We start from the raw sequence: 13744 nt of genomic DNA, 5'->3' as shown, positions 1-13744 counted from the left end.
GCCAGCCTCTCACGGCCCCACCACCGACCCGGACGGTGAAGCGCTGTGTCCTCGCTAACGTGAGGATCTTGTGATCAGCGAATGTGGCTCCATGAGCGAACTCCAGCGCCTGAAGGGGCTCCTCCCTCCGGAGATGCAGAGCTGGGTGTTTGTGGAAGCGGCTGCCTCCGCCGATCCCCCCCTGATCACGATCGAGGAGATCGGCCGCGATGAGGTGGAGATCCAGGTGGACCTGCTCAAGTGGGAGCCCTTCGCTCTCGACCACCGCAACCTGCTCTTCTGGCATGAGGTGGGGCGGATCCAGAACGATGCCGTTCCCCGCGACGGCTGGGAGATGGCGGCCCTGGCCATCGGCCTCGGTGGCGCCATCGGCGAGCTCTGGGTGCAGGACGGGCTGCTGCTGATGATGGCCCTGGGTCTCTCCGGCTTCGCCGGCTATCGCCTCTACCTCAAGAACAACAACGAGAAGCGTCTGCAGGACGCCATCGCCGCTGATGAGCGGGCCATCTCCCTGGCCTGCCGTTTCGGCTACAGCCTCCCCAACGCCTACAAGAGCCTGGGTGGCGCCCTCAAGGAACTGCTGGAGCAGACCCGCAAGAAGCGTCGTCGCTCCTTCTACGAGGACCGCCTCGAGGCGCTGCGCAAGAGTGCGGGCCGAGCCAGAGCTGAAATGGCCCAGCAACAGGGAAGCCGTCAGTCTGTGACCAGTGAGAACGTCTATGGCTGAGTCAGCCCCCAGCCCAGCCCTGGTGTCCTCCGGTGACAGCCGCGCACTGGCCCTGCTCGCCGCCGAGGCCTGTGACGACCGTAAGGCCGTCGACATTCGCCTCATCCGGGTGGAGGAGGTCTCGTCCCTGGCCGACTGGTTCGTGATCTGCTCCGGCCTCTCCGATGTGCAGGTGCGGGCCATCGCCCGGTCCGTGGAGGATCGGCTTGAAAGCGAGGCCGGCCGGCTCCCCCTGCGCACGGAGGGCCAGAGCGAAGGACGCTGGGTTCTGCTCGATTACGGCGAACTGATCGTGCATGTGCTCACCCCCGCTGAGCGTCGCTATTACGACCTGGAATCCTTCTGGGGGCACGGTGACCATGAGCCATTCCTAAGCTCACAACCAGCCCTGCCCCAATGAGTCGTCCCTCGGGGACTGCTCGCCACCAGCTCAGCGACCTCCCGGTGACTTTCCTCTGACTGCCATGGATCAGGCCTGCTCGGAGAGTCCCTGCCCGGTGCCGCCGGAGCAGCGCCCTCTCGAGGAATACCGCCAGCTCTGCAGCTCCTGGTTCTTCGCCTGGCCTGCGCTCACCAACGCAGGCCTGTGGCGGCCTCTGCTGATCAGCTGGTGTCTGGCTCTTCCGCTCACCGTCCTGATCAGCTCCGGCAGCTGGCCCCTGCGTCACGATCCCCTGCAGCTGGCCGCCACGGCGGCGGTGGCGGCGGTGCTGCCGTCCCTGCTGTTGCTGACCCGGCAGTGGCTGGGCTGGTCCTACGTCAACCGTCGCCTGATCTCCGAGCGGGTGGAGTACGAGGAATCGGGCTGGTACGACGGCCAGGTGTGGGAGAAGCCCCTGGCCTGGCGTCAGCAGGATCTGCTGGTGGCCCGCCATCAGGTGAGGCCGGTGCTGGTCCGGCTGCGCCAGGCCCTCAGCCTCGCCCTGCTGCTGCTGCTGGGGGGTGCCGGCCTCTGCCAGGCTCTCTGAGCGTTCCACCCGCGGTCTCTTTCCCTCCCCGATGACCCTGTCCTCCAGCTTCGGCAGCCCTCAGCGCCCCGGGGTGCCTCCCCTGGAGGTGCGTCTGCTGCGCAACGGCATCGCGGAGTCGCTCCATCGCGTCCATGCGGCGGTCTGCGACAAGCGCGGCCGGGTGCTGATGCGCGCCGGCGACCCCCAGCGGCTCAGCTTCATACGCTCGGCGCTGAAGCCTTTCCAGGCCATGGTTTTTGTGAGCAGCGGCGCCGCCGATCAGACCGGCAGCGGCGACCGCGGACTGGCCATCGCCTGCGCCTCCCATGCCGGCACCGCCGCCCACGCCCGCGAGGCCTTCAAGCTGCTCTGGAGCGCCGACATCGAAGCCGAACAGCTGCAATGCCCCACCCCGGCGGGAGCCGACAGTCCGCTTCAGCACAACTGCTCCGGCAAGCACGCGGCCTTTCTCACCACCTGCCGGCGTCTGCACTGGCCCCTGGAGAGCTATCTGCATGTGGACCATCCGCTGCAGCAGCAGATGCTGCGCAGGGTCGGGGAACTGCTGGGGCTGCCGGGGGCTGAGCTGGTCACCGCCCGCGACGACTGCGGTGCCCCCACCCTGCAGCTGCCGCTGGCCCAGATGGCTCTGCTCTTCGCCCACCTCGGCTCCTCCGAGCACGCGGATCTGGAGCGGCTCAGCCGGGCGATGCTCGCCCACCCGGAGCTGGTGGCCGGTGAAGGGCGCTTCGACACCGAGCTGATGGCCCGGGGTCACGGCATGGTGATCAGCAAGGGTGGTGCCGAGGGCATCCAGTGCCTCAGCCGCGTCGGCGAGGGTCTGGGACTGGCGATCAAGGTGGAGGACGGAGCCAGCCGGGCCAAGCACGCGGTGGCTCTGCACCTGCTCGAGCAGCTCGACTGGCTCACCCCGATCACCCTTGAGGACCTCAAGCGCCAGTTCCTGGTGCCTGGAGAGGGGCTCGAGCTGGCGGTGAGTGGCGAGTTGCGCTTCGATGCCGCGACCACCTGAGGTCTGCGGTTTGCTGACGGGCACCTTGGGCTGGTAGTCTCCAACAGGCGCCGCGGGGTAGAGCAGTCTGGTAGCTCGTCGGGCTCATAACCCGAAGGTCAGGAGTTCAAATCTCCTCCCCGCCACCACATCACGAAGCCCGGTCATCTCCAGATGCCCGGGCTTTTTGATGGCGCTCCCCCCTTCCAGCCCTGCCCTAGCTTCGGCCTGTGCTGCCGGCTGGGAAGCCCTCGGATGTCGTCTGGCCTTGCCGCATCTCCCCGCTTCGATCCAGTCCTCACCTACGACGCGGTGGTTGTGGGTTCGGGTGCCACAGGTGGAGTGGCCGCGATGGTGCTGGCGGAGGCGGGCCTGCGCGTGCTGGTGCTGGAGGCGGGCCCCGATCTGAGCCCCGCGAGGGCCTTCGGCCGGGAGCCAGTCAACAGCCTGCGCCGGCTGGCCAACCTCAGCAGCGGCCGCCAGAAGCTGCAGAGCCAGCACCCGGGCTACTGGAAGGCCAACCCCGATCTCTACGTCGATGAGATCAGGAACCCCTACACCACTCCCGAGAAGCGGCCATTCCTGTGGAGCCGGGGACGGCAGGTGGGGGGCAAGAGCCTCACCTGGGGCGGCATCACCCTGCGCCTCTCCGACCATGAGTTCAAGGCGGCCGAGCGGGATGGCCATGGCCTGCCCTGGCCGATCGCGGGGGAGGATCTCGCCCCCTACTACGACAGGCTCGAGCGGATGCTCGGGGTGCACGGCCAGTGCGACGGTCTGTCCCAGCTCCCCGACGGCCAGTACCTGCCTCCCCTGCCATTCACTCCCGCGGAGGAGCACCTGGGCGGGGCGATCGCCCGCGAGCTGGGCCTGCCCCTGATTCACTCGCGAGGCTTCCGGCTGCAGCGGCGCTCGGCCAGCAGTCCCTGGCCCCGCTCCTGCTCCCAGGGCGGTGCCCTGGCCCGTGCCCTTGCCAGTGGCCGGGTGTGCCTGCGCAGCGATGCGGTGGTGAGCCATGTGGAGATCGGCGGTGACGGCCTCGCCGAGGGAGTCGTCTTTGTCGATCGCCTCGGAGGCGTTCGCCACCGTGCCCGGGGCCGGCTGGTGGTGCTCTGTGCCTCCACCCTCGAGAGCGTGAGGATCCTGCTTCACTCCGGCGAGTCGCACCAGAGCCGGGGCCTGCCCGATGACTCGGGCTGCCTGGGGCGGTACCTGATGGATCACATCTCCAGCAGCCGCTTCTTCGCGCTGCCCGATCAGCCGCCACCGGCTGAGGCGGCTGAGCTCTCCGGGGCTGGCAGTGCCTTCATCCCCAACACGGTGAACCTCGAGGGCCCCGGTGATCTCCCCTTTCTGCGTGGCTACGGCCTCTGGGTGGGAGTGCAGCGTTTCGATCCACCCGCACCGTTCAAGCGCCATCCCCACGAGGCGGTGGGGTTTCTGATCGGCCACGGCGAGGTGCTGCCCCGGTCTGCGAACCGGCTCACGCTCAGTTCCTCCGTCAGAGATGCCTGGGGGCTGCCGGCCGCCCACATCGACTGCCACTGGGGGGAGAACGAACACCGGATGGTCACCCACATGCAGCAGCGGATGCAGGAGGTGGTGGCGGCCGGCGGCGGGGAGATCCACCCCCTCCATGACCTGTTCCTGTTCCCCCTGGCTGAACCCCTGGTCCGCCGTGGTGTGGCCCTTGCCCCCACGGCGGCCCCTCCCGGCTACTACATCCATGAGCTGGGCGGCGCCCGCATGGCCGCAAACCCGGAGAACGGGGTGCTCGATTCCTGGAACCGCCACTGGCAGGCCCCGAACCTGCTCGTGACTGATGGGTCCTGCTGGCCCAGTGCCGGCTGGCAGAGCCCGACCCTGACCGAAATGGCGATCACCTGGCGGGCCTGCGAGCGGGCGGCGGCCGATCTGGGCCGCTCGGGGATGTGAGCGGCTGCACACCAGCGTGGGCAACTGGTGTCAATGACCACAACCTGGCTGGATCGCAGGCCGCACAATCTGCGGGCGACCTTTCAACGGGTCGGGCAAGGGAGAAACGGCGGGAGCGGCAGCTTTCGCTTTTTTTTGGCGTTTTCTGGCCGTTGTCTCGCGCCGCTCTGCCGACCCTCAACTGGAGCCGGCCTTCATGAACAGACCATCGAGGTAGTGCTGGGTCACGCAGCGGTCGCTGCAACCGTTCTGGAACAGGAAGCCGGCCAGGGCGGAGGTGATCAGGCGGTACTGATCCCAGTGGGGGTGGCTGAGCATGAACTCGTGCATGCCGTTGAAGAGGTCTTCGGGGATCTCTGCTTCCAGGCTGATGTCAGCGCTGCCCCGGGTCTCTTGGCCATCGTGATGCATGGGCATGGATCCACTTGGATGGACCCAGAAAGCCACGGAGAGGGGTGTGGCGTCAAAGCGGCCGTGCGGCGTCGGATTCACCCGGCCCAAGGCTGAGACAGCCAGCCCTTGAGCGGTCTTGCACCCCTTGGCGAGGACCCGGACAGGGTGTGCAAAGGGATGGCGGCGGGCTGTCAAGTTCCGGGCCTGGGGAAGGGCGGAATCCCCAGGCCCAACGCCGTGGCGGACGGTTAGGCCCCATAACCTGTGGAAAAACCCCTTCCGACCTGGGGAAAACCCCATCAACCTGGGGAAATCGCTGATGCATGAGCAGGGCTTATGCCAGCCGTGTCTCCTGCGACTCGGCTGGGATCGAGACAGGTGAGCCGGCCGGGCCGAGGCTGCGCGGACCGAGGGGATGGTCCGCCTGGGGATAGGGCGCGTGGGTGTGCGCGTGGCCGGGACCATGGCTGTGGCTGTGGTCGCCGTGGCCGTGGCTGTGGCCCATGGGGATCGGCACCCCGTCCGGCTGGCAGGCGCCGGTGCATTCGCGCTCGCAGAGTGTGCAGCTCTCCACCAGGCCTTCCACGTGGTGGTGGTGGCTGCGCTGGGGAGACCCCACCTCGCTCTCGAAGCCCAGCACCTGGTCCCTGTATTTGCACAGGGAACAGTTCATCTGCGTGTCCCCCCGGATCACCTCCTCGACCCGTTCGCGGAAGGTGTCAAGCACCAGGGGGTGGTCCCCCAGGTAGCTGGCCGAGAGGAACTCGATCTCGGGATGATCCGCCGCCACCCGCTGGCTGTGCTGCTGGATCCTGCTCACCAGCACGCCCGAGAAGAGGAAATAGGGGAAGACGACGATGCGGCGGAAGCCCAGCTTGAGCGCATGGCGCAGGCCAGGCTCCACCAGTGGGAAGGTGACCCCGGAATACAGGGTCTCCCCCCAGCCGAAGCCCATGCCCTCCACCAGCATCCGCGTCACCTTGCTGACGTTGGAATTGGCATCGGGATCAGACGAACCTCGTCCCACCACCACCAGCAGGGTGTCGTGCAGCGGAACGGAGGTGCCGGCCTGCTCCAGGCAGGCGCTGATCCGGGCGGCGGCAGCCTGGATCATCTTGCGGTCGATCCCCAGTTCCCGGCCGTAGTCGATGCGCAGACCGGTTTCTGCCGCATAGGTGTTGAGAACCGAGGGGATGTCGTTCTTGGCATGGCCGGCCGCGAACAGCATTCCCGGTACCGCCAGCACGTGCTCCACCCCCTGGGAGCGCAGATTGTCCAGGCCATCCCGCAGGATCGGGCGGGCGAATTCGAGGTAGCCGTAGTCGACGGGCACGCCCGGCAGTCGGGCGCGCAGCCCCTCCGCCAGCTGAGCGAACTCGCCAACGGCCAGGCGGTTGCGACTGCCATGGCCACAGACCATCACGCCGAGCTTGCCGTGGGGGCCGAGGGCCGTCAGGGGTTGTGCTGGAGAAGAAACCATGGGCCATCCTGCCTTGGGGGACCCTATCGCTCCCCCCCTGGCGCGCACCGGGCGCTTCGGAGGGATGGGCAGGGGGACAACCCCAAGGCGGTCTCTGACCAGTAAGGCTCGACAGCAGATCTGTCAATGCTTCGTAAGGTACTGTTGCATTAATTCAGGTTCGCGTCGCGCTCCATGACCACCACCTCCCCAGTCCGTTCCGATTCCGTGCCCGGCCAGGCCTGGTACGAGAGTGCCGCCGCGGCCCAGATCCACGACGAGCAGCTCCGCCGCGTCGAGCTCATCAATGGCCGTGCCGCCATGCTTGGCTTTGTGATCGGTGTGCTCACCGAAGCCCTCACAGGCCAGGGGATCCTGCATCAGATCGGCCTGGGCACCCTGCTCTCCCAGGGCTGAACTGAGCAGCCTCAGGCGCTGTAGGCCTTGCGTGGGGGAATCGGGTAGGGAATGCGCCGGTGGCGCATGCGCCGCCACACCTTCACGAAGGCGCGGATCACCAGCTCCAGTTCCCCCAGGCTGATGCCGCTGTCGCGCAGCTGTCCGTCGAGTCGCCTGGCGTCGATCAGGCGCCTGACCATGGCTGCGGCCTCCTGCTCCGAGGTGCCTGGCGGCAGGGAGCGCAGGGCCGCTTCGCAGCCATCGGCCAGCATGAGGATCGCTGTTTCCCGGCTCTGGGGGGTGGGGCCCCGGTAGCGAAAGGCGGCTTCGGGTGTGGACGGATCGCGTTCACGCGCCTGATGAAAGAAGTAACCCATCCGCAGGGTGCCCTGGTGCTCGGGAATGAAGTCCTCCAGGGGGCGTGGCAGCCGGTACTTCCGGGCCAGCTTGAGCCCTTCATCCACATGGGCCTGGAGAACCCTGGCGCTGCCGAAGGGATCGTTGAGCTCGTCGTGGGGGTTGGGCCCCTCGGACTGGTTCTCGATGAACCACTGGGGCGCATGCAGTTTGCCCACATCGTGGTAGAGCGAACCCGTGCGGATCAGGTCCACGTCGGCGCCGATCGCCCGGGCTCCCTCCTCGGCGAGTCCGCAGATCATCAGGGTGTGCTCGAAGGTGCCAGGGGCCTCCGTGGACAACCGCCGCAGCAGCGGCCGCTCCAGATCGGCCATCTCCAGCAGGCGGGCACGCGTCAGCAGCCCGAAGAAGCTCTCCACCAGCGGGCCGAGAAGCAGGCCCCCCATCAGCAGGCCCCCCATCAGCAGGGCCTCGGCGGCCAGTTCGGTGCCGCTCGGGGGCACCCGGGTGCGTCCATGCCAGAGGGCCACGCTCTGCAGCACGAGCCACTGGAGCGCCAGTGCTCCGACCGGCAGCAGGATCGCCAGCTGCACCAGCTGAGCCCGGCTGCGCTGACGTCCGGCCAGCACAGCCGCTGCCACGGCCACCAGGGCCGCCACGAGCAGGCGTACTCCGCTGAAGTCATCCAGAGGCTGGGGCCAGAGCAGGCTGGCCACCGCCAGCCAGCCCAGGCCGGCCGGCGTTCCCAGGGCCTGGGCCAGCAGCAGCGTTGGGGGTACCAGCAGCGCCAGGGGGCTGGCGGCGTTGCCCAGCCAGAGTTTGAAGCCCTGCACCACCGCCAGCATCGCCAGTGCCAGGAGGGCATGACGGGGCTCGAGGCTGCAGCGCCAGCGGCGCAGGATCAGGACCATCACCACGCAGCCGACCAGGGCTTCGCTGAAGTACCCCAACCAGGTCCACAGCAGCGGCCGGCGGTTCACCAGGCCGAAATAATCGAGCACGTCGTAGGCCTGGGGGCTGATCGGTTCCCCCTGGCGTGCGATCAGATCACCTTTCTTGACCACGATTCGGGGGATGCCCTGCTGATTGAGCAGCTCCTCGATCAGCTGCTGGCTCATCAGCGGGTCGGTGCGCAGGTTGGTCCGCCCCTGCAGGTTCGTGGCCAGCAGGCGGCTCCCCAGGCTCAGTCCCGGCTCCTCCATCGGCGAGAGCTGGAGCCGGGCCGCCAGCTCCAGCTGGCGCTTGGCGAGGTTGCCCACGATCCCCTGGCTGAGCATGCGCTGCTGGGCCTTGCGCAGCGCCAGCTTCCAGTTGTTCAGATCCTTGGGGTCGCGGCCCACCAGCCAGGCCCGCTCCTGGGGGCTGAGGTTGAGCGGTCCCACCCTGGTCTGGCTGCTGCGCGACACCTGGTCCAGTTCCTGCAGCTGACGCTCCAGCCGCTCCTGCAGCATCTGGTTGGCCTCCAGATCCACGACCTGCACATGGGTGCGGGTCCCCAGCTGGGAACGGCGTTGCTCCAGGGCTTCGCTGTTGATGACGGTGGCGTCCTCAGGGGCGGTGACGCTGATCGGCGCGGCGATCCCCGGCCGCAGACTCGGCTCCACCAGCCACGGCCAGCTGGAAATCATGGCCACCAGCGCACAGGCCAGAAGAATCGCGGCCCAGTCGAGGCGTCGCCAGGAGCAGAGGGCCTGGCATGGGCTTTCCTGCCGCAGCAGCCGACGCCAGATGTTCTTGAGGCGACCCCGTCGCAGCACCATCACCGTTGCTTGAAGCCAAACGCTAGCCAGGGCGCCTGCACGCGCTCCGCTGCATGCTGGAGCTGTCCGCAACCATGAACCGATGGCCCTTCGCCTCGACGGCCGCCAGCTCGCGGCGGAGCTGGAGACCCGCCTGCGCGCCGTCATCAGCGAGCGGTTGGAGCGGGCCGGCCGCCCTCCGGGTCTGGCGGTGCTTCGGGTGGGGGATGATCCCGCCAGTGGGGTTTACGTGGCCAACAAGGCCAGGGCCTGCGACCGGGTGGGCATCCACAGCCTGGTGGAGCACCGGGGCGCCGACTCCACTCCGGAGGAGCTGCTGGCTCTGATCACGGCACTCAACCGGGACCCGGCGGTGGATGGCATCCTCCTGCAACTGCCCCTGCCGGCCGGGCTGGATGAAGCTCAGCTGCTGGCGGCGGTTGATCCGGCCAAGGACGCCGATGGGCTGCATACCCTCAACCTCGGTCGGCTGCTCAAGGGCGAGCCGGGGCCGCGCAGCTGCACACCGGCCGGAGTGATGGCTCTGCTGGCCCGCCATGGGATCGATCCCGCCGGCCGCCGGGCCGTGGTGGTCGGCCGCAGCATCCTTGTGGGCCAGCCGATGGCTCTGATGCTGCAGGCCGCCGATGCCACGGTGAGCGTGGCCCACTCCCGCACCCGTGAGCTGGCGGCCCTCACCCGGCAGGCGGAGATCCTGGTGGTGGCTGCCGGTCGGCCGCGCCTGGTGGGCGCCGAGCATGTGAGCCCTGGAGCGGTGGTGGTGGATGTGGGCATTCACCGCCTGAACGGGAGCCTCTGCGGTGATGTGCGGTTCGAGGAGGTGGAGCCGCTGGCCAGCGCCATCACGCCGGTGCCTGGTGGTGTCGGGCCGATGACAGTCACGATGCTGCTGGTGAACACCGTGGTGAGCTGGTGGAAGCGGACGCAGGAGGGGGATCCAGGCCCGGGTCGTGTGGACCATCCCCTGGCGGATCTGCTGGCCTGAGCCACCGCTGGGCCGATGGCCTGAGAGAATCCCCGCCAGCGCGCTGGTACCCATGGCCGTGGCGGTGAGCACGGACTTTGATTTCGCCGCCTACCTGGAGTCGGCCCGGCTTCAGGTGGAGCAGGCCCTCGAGGCCTCACTCGGTCCCGAGCGGCCCGAGTCCCTGCGCGAGGCGATGCGCTATTCGCTGCTGGCGGGTGGAAAGCGCCTGCGCCCGATCCTCTGCCTGGCGGCCTGTGAACTGGCCGGCGGAGAGGTGGCTCTGGCCCTGCCCACGGCGGTGGCGCTGGAGATGATCCACACCATGTCGTTGATCCACGACGATCTCCCCGCCATGGACAATGACGACCTGCGCCGCGGACGTCCCACCAACCACAAGGTGTTCGGCGATGCCCAGGCGATTCTGGCCGGGGATGCCCTGCTCACCAGAGCCTTCGAGATGGTGGCCCTGCGCAGCCCCGGCGTGCCGGCGGAACGCCTGCTCCAGGTGGTCGGGGAGCTGTCCCTTGCTGCCGGAGCTCCCGGGCTGGTGGGTGGCCAGGTGGTCGATCTGGAGTCGGAAGGCAAGGACGTGGACCTCGCCACCCTGGAGTACATCCATCTGCACAAGACCGGTGCTCTGCTGCAGGCCTGCGTGCTCACCGGGGCCATGATCGCCGGAGCCAGCGAGCCCCTGCTCCAGGGCCTGCGCACCTATTCCAGGGGCATCGGCCTGGCCTTTCAGATCATCGACGACATCCTGGATGTGACGGCCAGCAGTGAGGTGCTGGGCAAGACCGCAGGCAAGGATCTCGCTGCCGACAAGACCACCTATCCCAAGCTGCTGGGTCTGGAGGAATCGAGGCAACGGGCTGATGCCCTGGTGGCCGAGGCCAAGGCCGCCCTCCAGCCCTGGGAGGCCAGCGCCCGTCCTCTCCTGGCGCTGGCCGACTACATCACGAGCCGGGATCGATGATCGGTTCTCCCCTCTCGGATGGTCCCCTGATTCAGTTGCTCGACAACGGTGTGCTGGCCTGGGCTCTGATCGCCTGCGGTCTGGCCCAGCTCGGCAAGTTGCTGGTGGAGCTGGTGGAGCATGGCCGCTGGCGGCCTGCGGTGTTGTTCGAAACCGGGGGCATGCCCTCCAGCCACTCGGCTCTGATCACCGGGGCCTGCGCCGGCATCGGCTGGGAACTGGGATTTGCCGATCCCCTCTTCGCTTTCGCCTGCACCATCGCCTTCATCGTCATGTACGACGCCAGCGGGGTGCGCCGGGCCGCGGGCCTCCAGGCTGCCCGCCTCAACGCTCTGCCCGCCTCCCTCTGGAACCCCGGGCCGCCTGACCGGCTCAAGGAGAGCCTCGGCCACACCCGCTCGGAGGTGCTGGCCGGCAGTCTGATCGGCCCGGCGATCGCCCTGACGGGGCTGGCCCTGGCTGGATCGCCGCTGCAGATTGCCCAGGGGTGGGGTTGGCTGCCTCTGGCCTGAGCGACAGCGCGCCCGGCGGCCCCCCGGAGCTCACCCCGTCCCAGAGCCGTGCGGTGGACACCTTCACGGCATGGCTGGCGCGACCCGTCAGGGATGAGCCCTTCGTGCTCAGCGGCTATGCCGGCACAGGCAAGACGTTCCTGTCGATGGTCTTCCTGGCCGCGGCCGAAGCCAGGGGGCTCTGCTGGACCGCGGTGGCCCCGACCCACAAGGCCGTCGGAGTTCTGCGGGGCGCTCTGGAGCTGGCGGGTCTGCGCCCCACCTGGCACCCCTCCACCCTGCATCGGCTTCTGCGCCTGAAGCTGCGCCGCTTGGCGGGGCGGGAGGTCTGCGAAGAAACCGATCAGACCGCGCTGGCCCTGGAGCACCTCGGGCTGGTGCTGATCGACGAGGCCTCGATGGTGGATCCCAGTCTGCTGCGCTTCAGCCTGCAGGGGGCCCACCCCTACGGCACCCGGCTGGTGTTCGTTGGCGATCCGGCCCAGCTGCCGCCGGTGGGGGAAGCGCTCAGCCCGGTGTTCGCGCTGCAGCGCTCCTGCCGCGCCGATCTCACTGAGGTGGTTCGCCACCAGGGCCCCGTGCTGCGCCTGGCCACCGCCCTGCGCCAGGAGCAGTTTCCCTGCCGTCTGCCCCCGGTGGGGCCCCACCGCCGGACGCCCCAGGGGACTGTGGCTGTGCTGGAGCGCGGCGCCTGGCTGGCGGCCGCCCAGGCAGCCCTGCGCCGGGCCGCCGCCAGCGACGATCCCGACCAGGTCAGGCTCCTCTGCTACACCAACCGTTCGCTGGAGCGGCTGGTGCCCCTGGCCCGCCGCGCCATCCACGGCGCCATGGCCGACCAGTTGCCGGTGCTGCCCGGTGAAGTCCTGCTCAGCCGCATGGCGGTGATGGCGCCGGCCTGTCGCCAGGGAGCCGAGGGGGGCGAGGAACCGGACATGGTGCTGGCCTCGAACCGGGAGCTGCTGGTCCGGGATGTGACCCCGGAGCGCTGTGATCTGGCCGATTACGGCGTCGCGGAGTCCCCGGTGATCGACACCCAGCTGGTGGAGGTGGCCTTCGGTGAGACACCGTTGAGCCTGCGTCTGCTGCCGCCGGTCGGAACCGCCGCCCGGGCACAGCTGGAGGCCGTGCTCGCCTCCCTGAGGCGCCAGGCCCGCGAGGCGGGGCAGGATCAGGGCCGCGCCCTCTGGCGCCGATACTTCCTGGTGAGAGACGCCTTCGCCTCCCTGGGCCCCGCCGCGGTGCTCACGGTGCACCGCTCCCAGGGGAGCGGGTTCGGGGAGGTGTTCATCGATGCCGATGTCTTCTGGCCCTCCGATCTGCGCCTGCGCCGGCAGCTGGTTTACGTGGCCGTGACCCGCGCGCGGCAGGGGGTCTGGCTGGCCGGCGGCCCTGGAGGCGCGGCGGATCGCCGCTTCTGGCAGGAGGCTCTGGAGGAGCCCCTGGCCGAGGAGCCCGGACCCCCCTCGCGCCGCTAGGCCAGCTTCAGCCCCTCGATGCCCTGCCAGGCCAGATAGACCGCCAGGGCCAGGCTGATCGTGCCCATCACCAGCTCACCGTTGGCGTAGAGACTCTGCTTGCCCCGCTGCAGCAGCGGCAGCACCCGCTCGCGGCCCAGGGCCACCCCCAGCACCGGCAGCAGCAGCAGCAGGCTGGCCGCCAGGGTGAAGCAGCCCGCCAGCAGCAGCTCCTGGCCGCGACCCAGACCCGCGGCCAGAAGAGCGGAAGCGCCCTTGGCCATCAGCACCAGGTCGTCGGGGCTGATCACCTCGATCGCCACACTCACGCCGATCAGCAGCGGCAGGGGCAGGGCGCAGAAGCGATCCAGCTGGCGGATCCAGCCGGCGGGTTCTTCCCCTCCGGCCTTGGTGGGCAGCAGATCCCTGATCCCCAGGGCCAGCAGAGCCCCGGCGCCGATCAGATCCAGGCCGGTGCGGTGGTCACTGCCCTGCTCCATGGTGAGCAGCAGGCCGTGACCCACAGTCAGCAGAAGAGCCATCATCGTGGCGATGGTGAGGATCCAGCTCAGCAGGAACAGCCCCCCCCGGCGCAGGGGATCGGGCCCGAGCAGCAGCAGCAGCAGCAGGCCGATGTGGATCGGACTGAGGCTGATGCCGCTGCCGTAGGCCAGCAGCTCAGCCCAGAGCGTGGCATCGGTCATGGGAGTGGTGCGCTGCAGGGGATCCTCCAGTGCAGGATGACGGGCTGCTGCCCTTTCCGGTCCGGTCAGCTGGCACCATGGCGGAACGACCACAGCTCGGGTCTGGACGGACTCTGCGGAGCGTCCTCTGGGGTCACGCCAG

At 68.8% G+C, this 13744-nt stretch carries 14 protein-coding genes and 1 tRNA gene; 11 read left to right on the top strand and 4 right to left on the bottom strand.

Features of this window, described 5'->3' with window-relative positions; all coding sequences use genetic code 11:
- Positions 1 to 91: 91 nt before the first annotated feature.
- From I1E95_RS01125 to I1E95_RS01100, 6 genes are all read left to right on the top strand, one after another.
- Positions 92 to 727: a DUF3318 domain-containing protein gene (locus tag I1E95_RS01125; RefSeq protein ID WP_197164634.1), complete on the top strand. Its 636-nt coding sequence runs from the start codon at positions 92 to 94 to the stop codon at positions 725 to 727.
- Positions 720 to 1127 (top strand): ribosome silencing factor, encoded by a 408-nt coding sequence (gene rsfS / locus I1E95_RS01120; protein ID WP_197164632.1) that lies wholly within the window; start codon positions 720 to 722, stop codon positions 1125 to 1127. The genes I1E95_RS01125 and rsfS overlap by 8 nt, the downstream gene beginning before the upstream one ends.
- A 64-nt stretch (positions 1128 to 1191) precedes the next feature.
- Positions 1192 to 1695, top strand: a complete 504-nt coding sequence (locus tag I1E95_RS01115) for a CGLD27 family protein (RefSeq protein ID WP_197164624.1) — start codon at positions 1192 to 1194, stop codon at positions 1693 to 1695.
- Positions 1696 to 1726: 31 nt separating this feature from the next.
- A complete protein-coding gene (locus tag I1E95_RS01110; RefSeq protein ID WP_197164622.1) occupies positions 1727 to 2710 on the top strand; it encodes an asparaginase in 984 nt (327 codons plus the stop codon).
- A gap of 51 nt (positions 2711 to 2761) precedes the next feature.
- Positions 2762 to 2838: transfer RNA gene (locus tag I1E95_RS01105), tRNA-Met, on the top strand.
- Positions 2839 to 2944: 106 nt separating this feature from the next.
- Positions 2945 to 4624: a GMC oxidoreductase gene (locus I1E95_RS01100; protein WP_197164620.1), complete on the top strand. Its 1680-nt coding sequence runs from the start codon at positions 2945 to 2947 to the stop codon at positions 4622 to 4624.
- Between the two features lie 177 nt (positions 4625 to 4801).
- Here the strand turns inward: I1E95_RS01100 and I1E95_RS01095 are convergent, their stop codons facing one another.
- Together I1E95_RS01095 and I1E95_RS01090 are read right to left on the bottom strand one after the other, a co-directional pair.
- Positions 4802 to 5035 carry a DUF2811 domain-containing protein gene (locus tag I1E95_RS01095; protein WP_197166935.1) on the bottom strand — a complete coding sequence of 78 codons (234 nt, stop codon included), beginning with the start codon at positions 5033 to 5035 and terminating at the stop codon, positions 4802 to 4804.
- 316 nt (positions 5036 to 5351) lie between these two features.
- Positions 5352 to 6497, bottom strand: a complete 1146-nt coding sequence (locus tag I1E95_RS01090; RefSeq protein ID WP_197164618.1) for a sirohydrochlorin chelatase — start codon at positions 6495 to 6497, stop codon at positions 5352 to 5354.
- A 174-nt stretch (positions 6498 to 6671) separates the two neighbouring features.
- Here I1E95_RS01090 and I1E95_RS01085 point away from each other — a divergent pair, with 174 nt between their 5' ends.
- Positions 6672 to 6893: a chlorophyll a/b-binding protein gene (locus I1E95_RS01085; protein WP_197164616.1), complete on the top strand. Its 222-nt coding sequence runs from the start codon at positions 6672 to 6674 to the stop codon at positions 6891 to 6893.
- Between the two features lie 11 nt (positions 6894 to 6904).
- Here the strand turns inward: I1E95_RS01085 and I1E95_RS01080 are convergent, their stop codons facing one another.
- Positions 6905 to 8992, bottom strand: a complete 2088-nt coding sequence (locus I1E95_RS01080; protein ID WP_197164614.1) for an HDIG domain-containing metalloprotein — start codon at positions 8990 to 8992, stop codon at positions 6905 to 6907.
- A gap of 82 nt (positions 8993 to 9074) precedes the next feature.
- Here I1E95_RS01080 and folD point away from each other — a divergent pair, with 82 nt between their 5' ends.
- Genes folD through I1E95_RS01060 form a run of 4 tightly spaced genes read left to right on the top strand, consistent with a single transcriptional unit; the run spans position 9075 to position 12919 of the window.
- Positions 9075 to 9977 (top strand): bifunctional methylenetetrahydrofolate dehydrogenase/methenyltetrahydrofolate cyclohydrolase FolD, encoded by a 903-nt coding sequence (gene folD, locus I1E95_RS01075; RefSeq protein WP_197164612.1) that lies wholly within the window; start codon positions 9075 to 9077, stop codon positions 9975 to 9977.
- Between the two features lie 52 nt (positions 9978 to 10029).
- Positions 10030 to 10932, top strand: a complete 903-nt coding sequence (crtE, locus tag I1E95_RS01070) for a geranylgeranyl diphosphate synthase CrtE (RefSeq protein ID WP_197164610.1) — start codon at positions 10030 to 10032, stop codon at positions 10930 to 10932.
- The gene (locus tag I1E95_RS01065) at positions 10929 to 11444 is read left to right on the top strand and encodes a divergent PAP2 family protein (protein WP_197164608.1); all 516 of its coding nucleotides are present in this window, start codon (positions 10929 to 10931) and stop codon (positions 11442 to 11444) included. Before crtE ends, I1E95_RS01065 begins: the two co-directional genes overlap by 4 nt.
- Positions 11426 to 12919 carry an AAA family ATPase gene (locus I1E95_RS01060; protein WP_370594566.1) on the top strand — a complete coding sequence of 498 codons (1494 nt, stop codon included), beginning with the start codon at positions 11426 to 11428 and terminating at the stop codon, positions 12917 to 12919. Before I1E95_RS01065 ends, I1E95_RS01060 begins: the two co-directional genes overlap by 19 nt.
- Here the strand turns inward: I1E95_RS01060 and I1E95_RS01055 are convergent.
- A complete protein-coding gene (locus I1E95_RS01055; RefSeq protein WP_197164606.1) occupies positions 12916 to 13602 on the bottom strand; it encodes a GAP family protein in 687 nt (228 codons plus the stop codon). The genes I1E95_RS01060 and I1E95_RS01055 overlap by 4 nt on opposite strands.
- Positions 13603 to 13744 lie beyond the last annotated feature (142 nt).

Source organism: Synechococcus sp. CBW1107 (assembly GCF_015841355.1).
Taxonomy (GTDB): domain Bacteria; phylum Cyanobacteriota; class Cyanobacteriia; order PCC-6307; family Cyanobiaceae; genus Regnicoccus_A.
This window is presented reverse-complemented; position numbering and strand designations above follow the sequence as displayed.

Bases quoted from the DNA above. Each gene is read 5' to 3' on its own strand.
- I1E95_RS01110 (WP_197164622.1), top strand. From the start codon at position 1,727: ATGACCCTGTCCTCCAGCTTCGGCAGCCCTCAGCGCCCCGGGGTGCCT.
- I1E95_RS01055 (WP_197164606.1), bottom strand. From the start codon at position 13,602: ATGACCGATGCCACGCTCTGGGCTGAGCTGCTGGCCTACGGCAGCGGC.
- folD (WP_197164612.1), top strand. From the start codon at position 9,075: ATGGCCCTTCGCCTCGACGGCCGCCAGCTCGCGGCGGAGCTGGAGACC.
- I1E95_RS01090 (WP_197164618.1), bottom strand. From the start codon at position 6,497: ATGGTTTCTTCTCCAGCACAACCCCTGACGGCCCTCGGCCCCCACGGC.
- I1E95_RS01100 (WP_197164620.1), top strand. From the start codon at position 2,945: ATGTCGTCTGGCCTTGCCGCATCTCCCCGCTTCGATCCAGTCCTCACC.
- I1E95_RS01125 (WP_197164634.1), top strand. From the start codon at position 92: ATGAGCGAACTCCAGCGCCTGAAGGGGCTCCTCCCTCCGGAGATGCAG.
- rsfS (WP_197164632.1), top strand. From the start codon at position 720: ATGGCTGAGTCAGCCCCCAGCCCAGCCCTGGTGTCCTCCGGTGACAGC.
- I1E95_RS01095 (WP_197166935.1), bottom strand. From the start codon at position 5,035: ATGCATCACGATGGCCAAGAGACCCGGGGCAGCGCTGACATCAGCCTG.
- I1E95_RS01085 (WP_197164616.1), top strand. From the start codon at position 6,672: ATGACCACCACCTCCCCAGTCCGTTCCGATTCCGTGCCCGGCCAGGCC.
- I1E95_RS01065 (WP_197164608.1), top strand. From the start codon at position 10,929: ATGATCGGTTCTCCCCTCTCGGATGGTCCCCTGATTCAGTTGCTCGAC.
- I1E95_RS01115 (WP_197164624.1), top strand. From the start codon at position 1,192: ATGGATCAGGCCTGCTCGGAGAGTCCCTGCCCGGTGCCGCCGGAGCAG.
- I1E95_RS01080 (WP_197164614.1), bottom strand. From the start codon at position 8,992: ATGGTGCTGCGACGGGGTCGCCTCAAGAACATCTGGCGTCGGCTGCTG.
- crtE (WP_197164610.1), top strand. From the start codon at position 10,030: ATGGCCGTGGCGGTGAGCACGGACTTTGATTTCGCCGCCTACCTGGAG.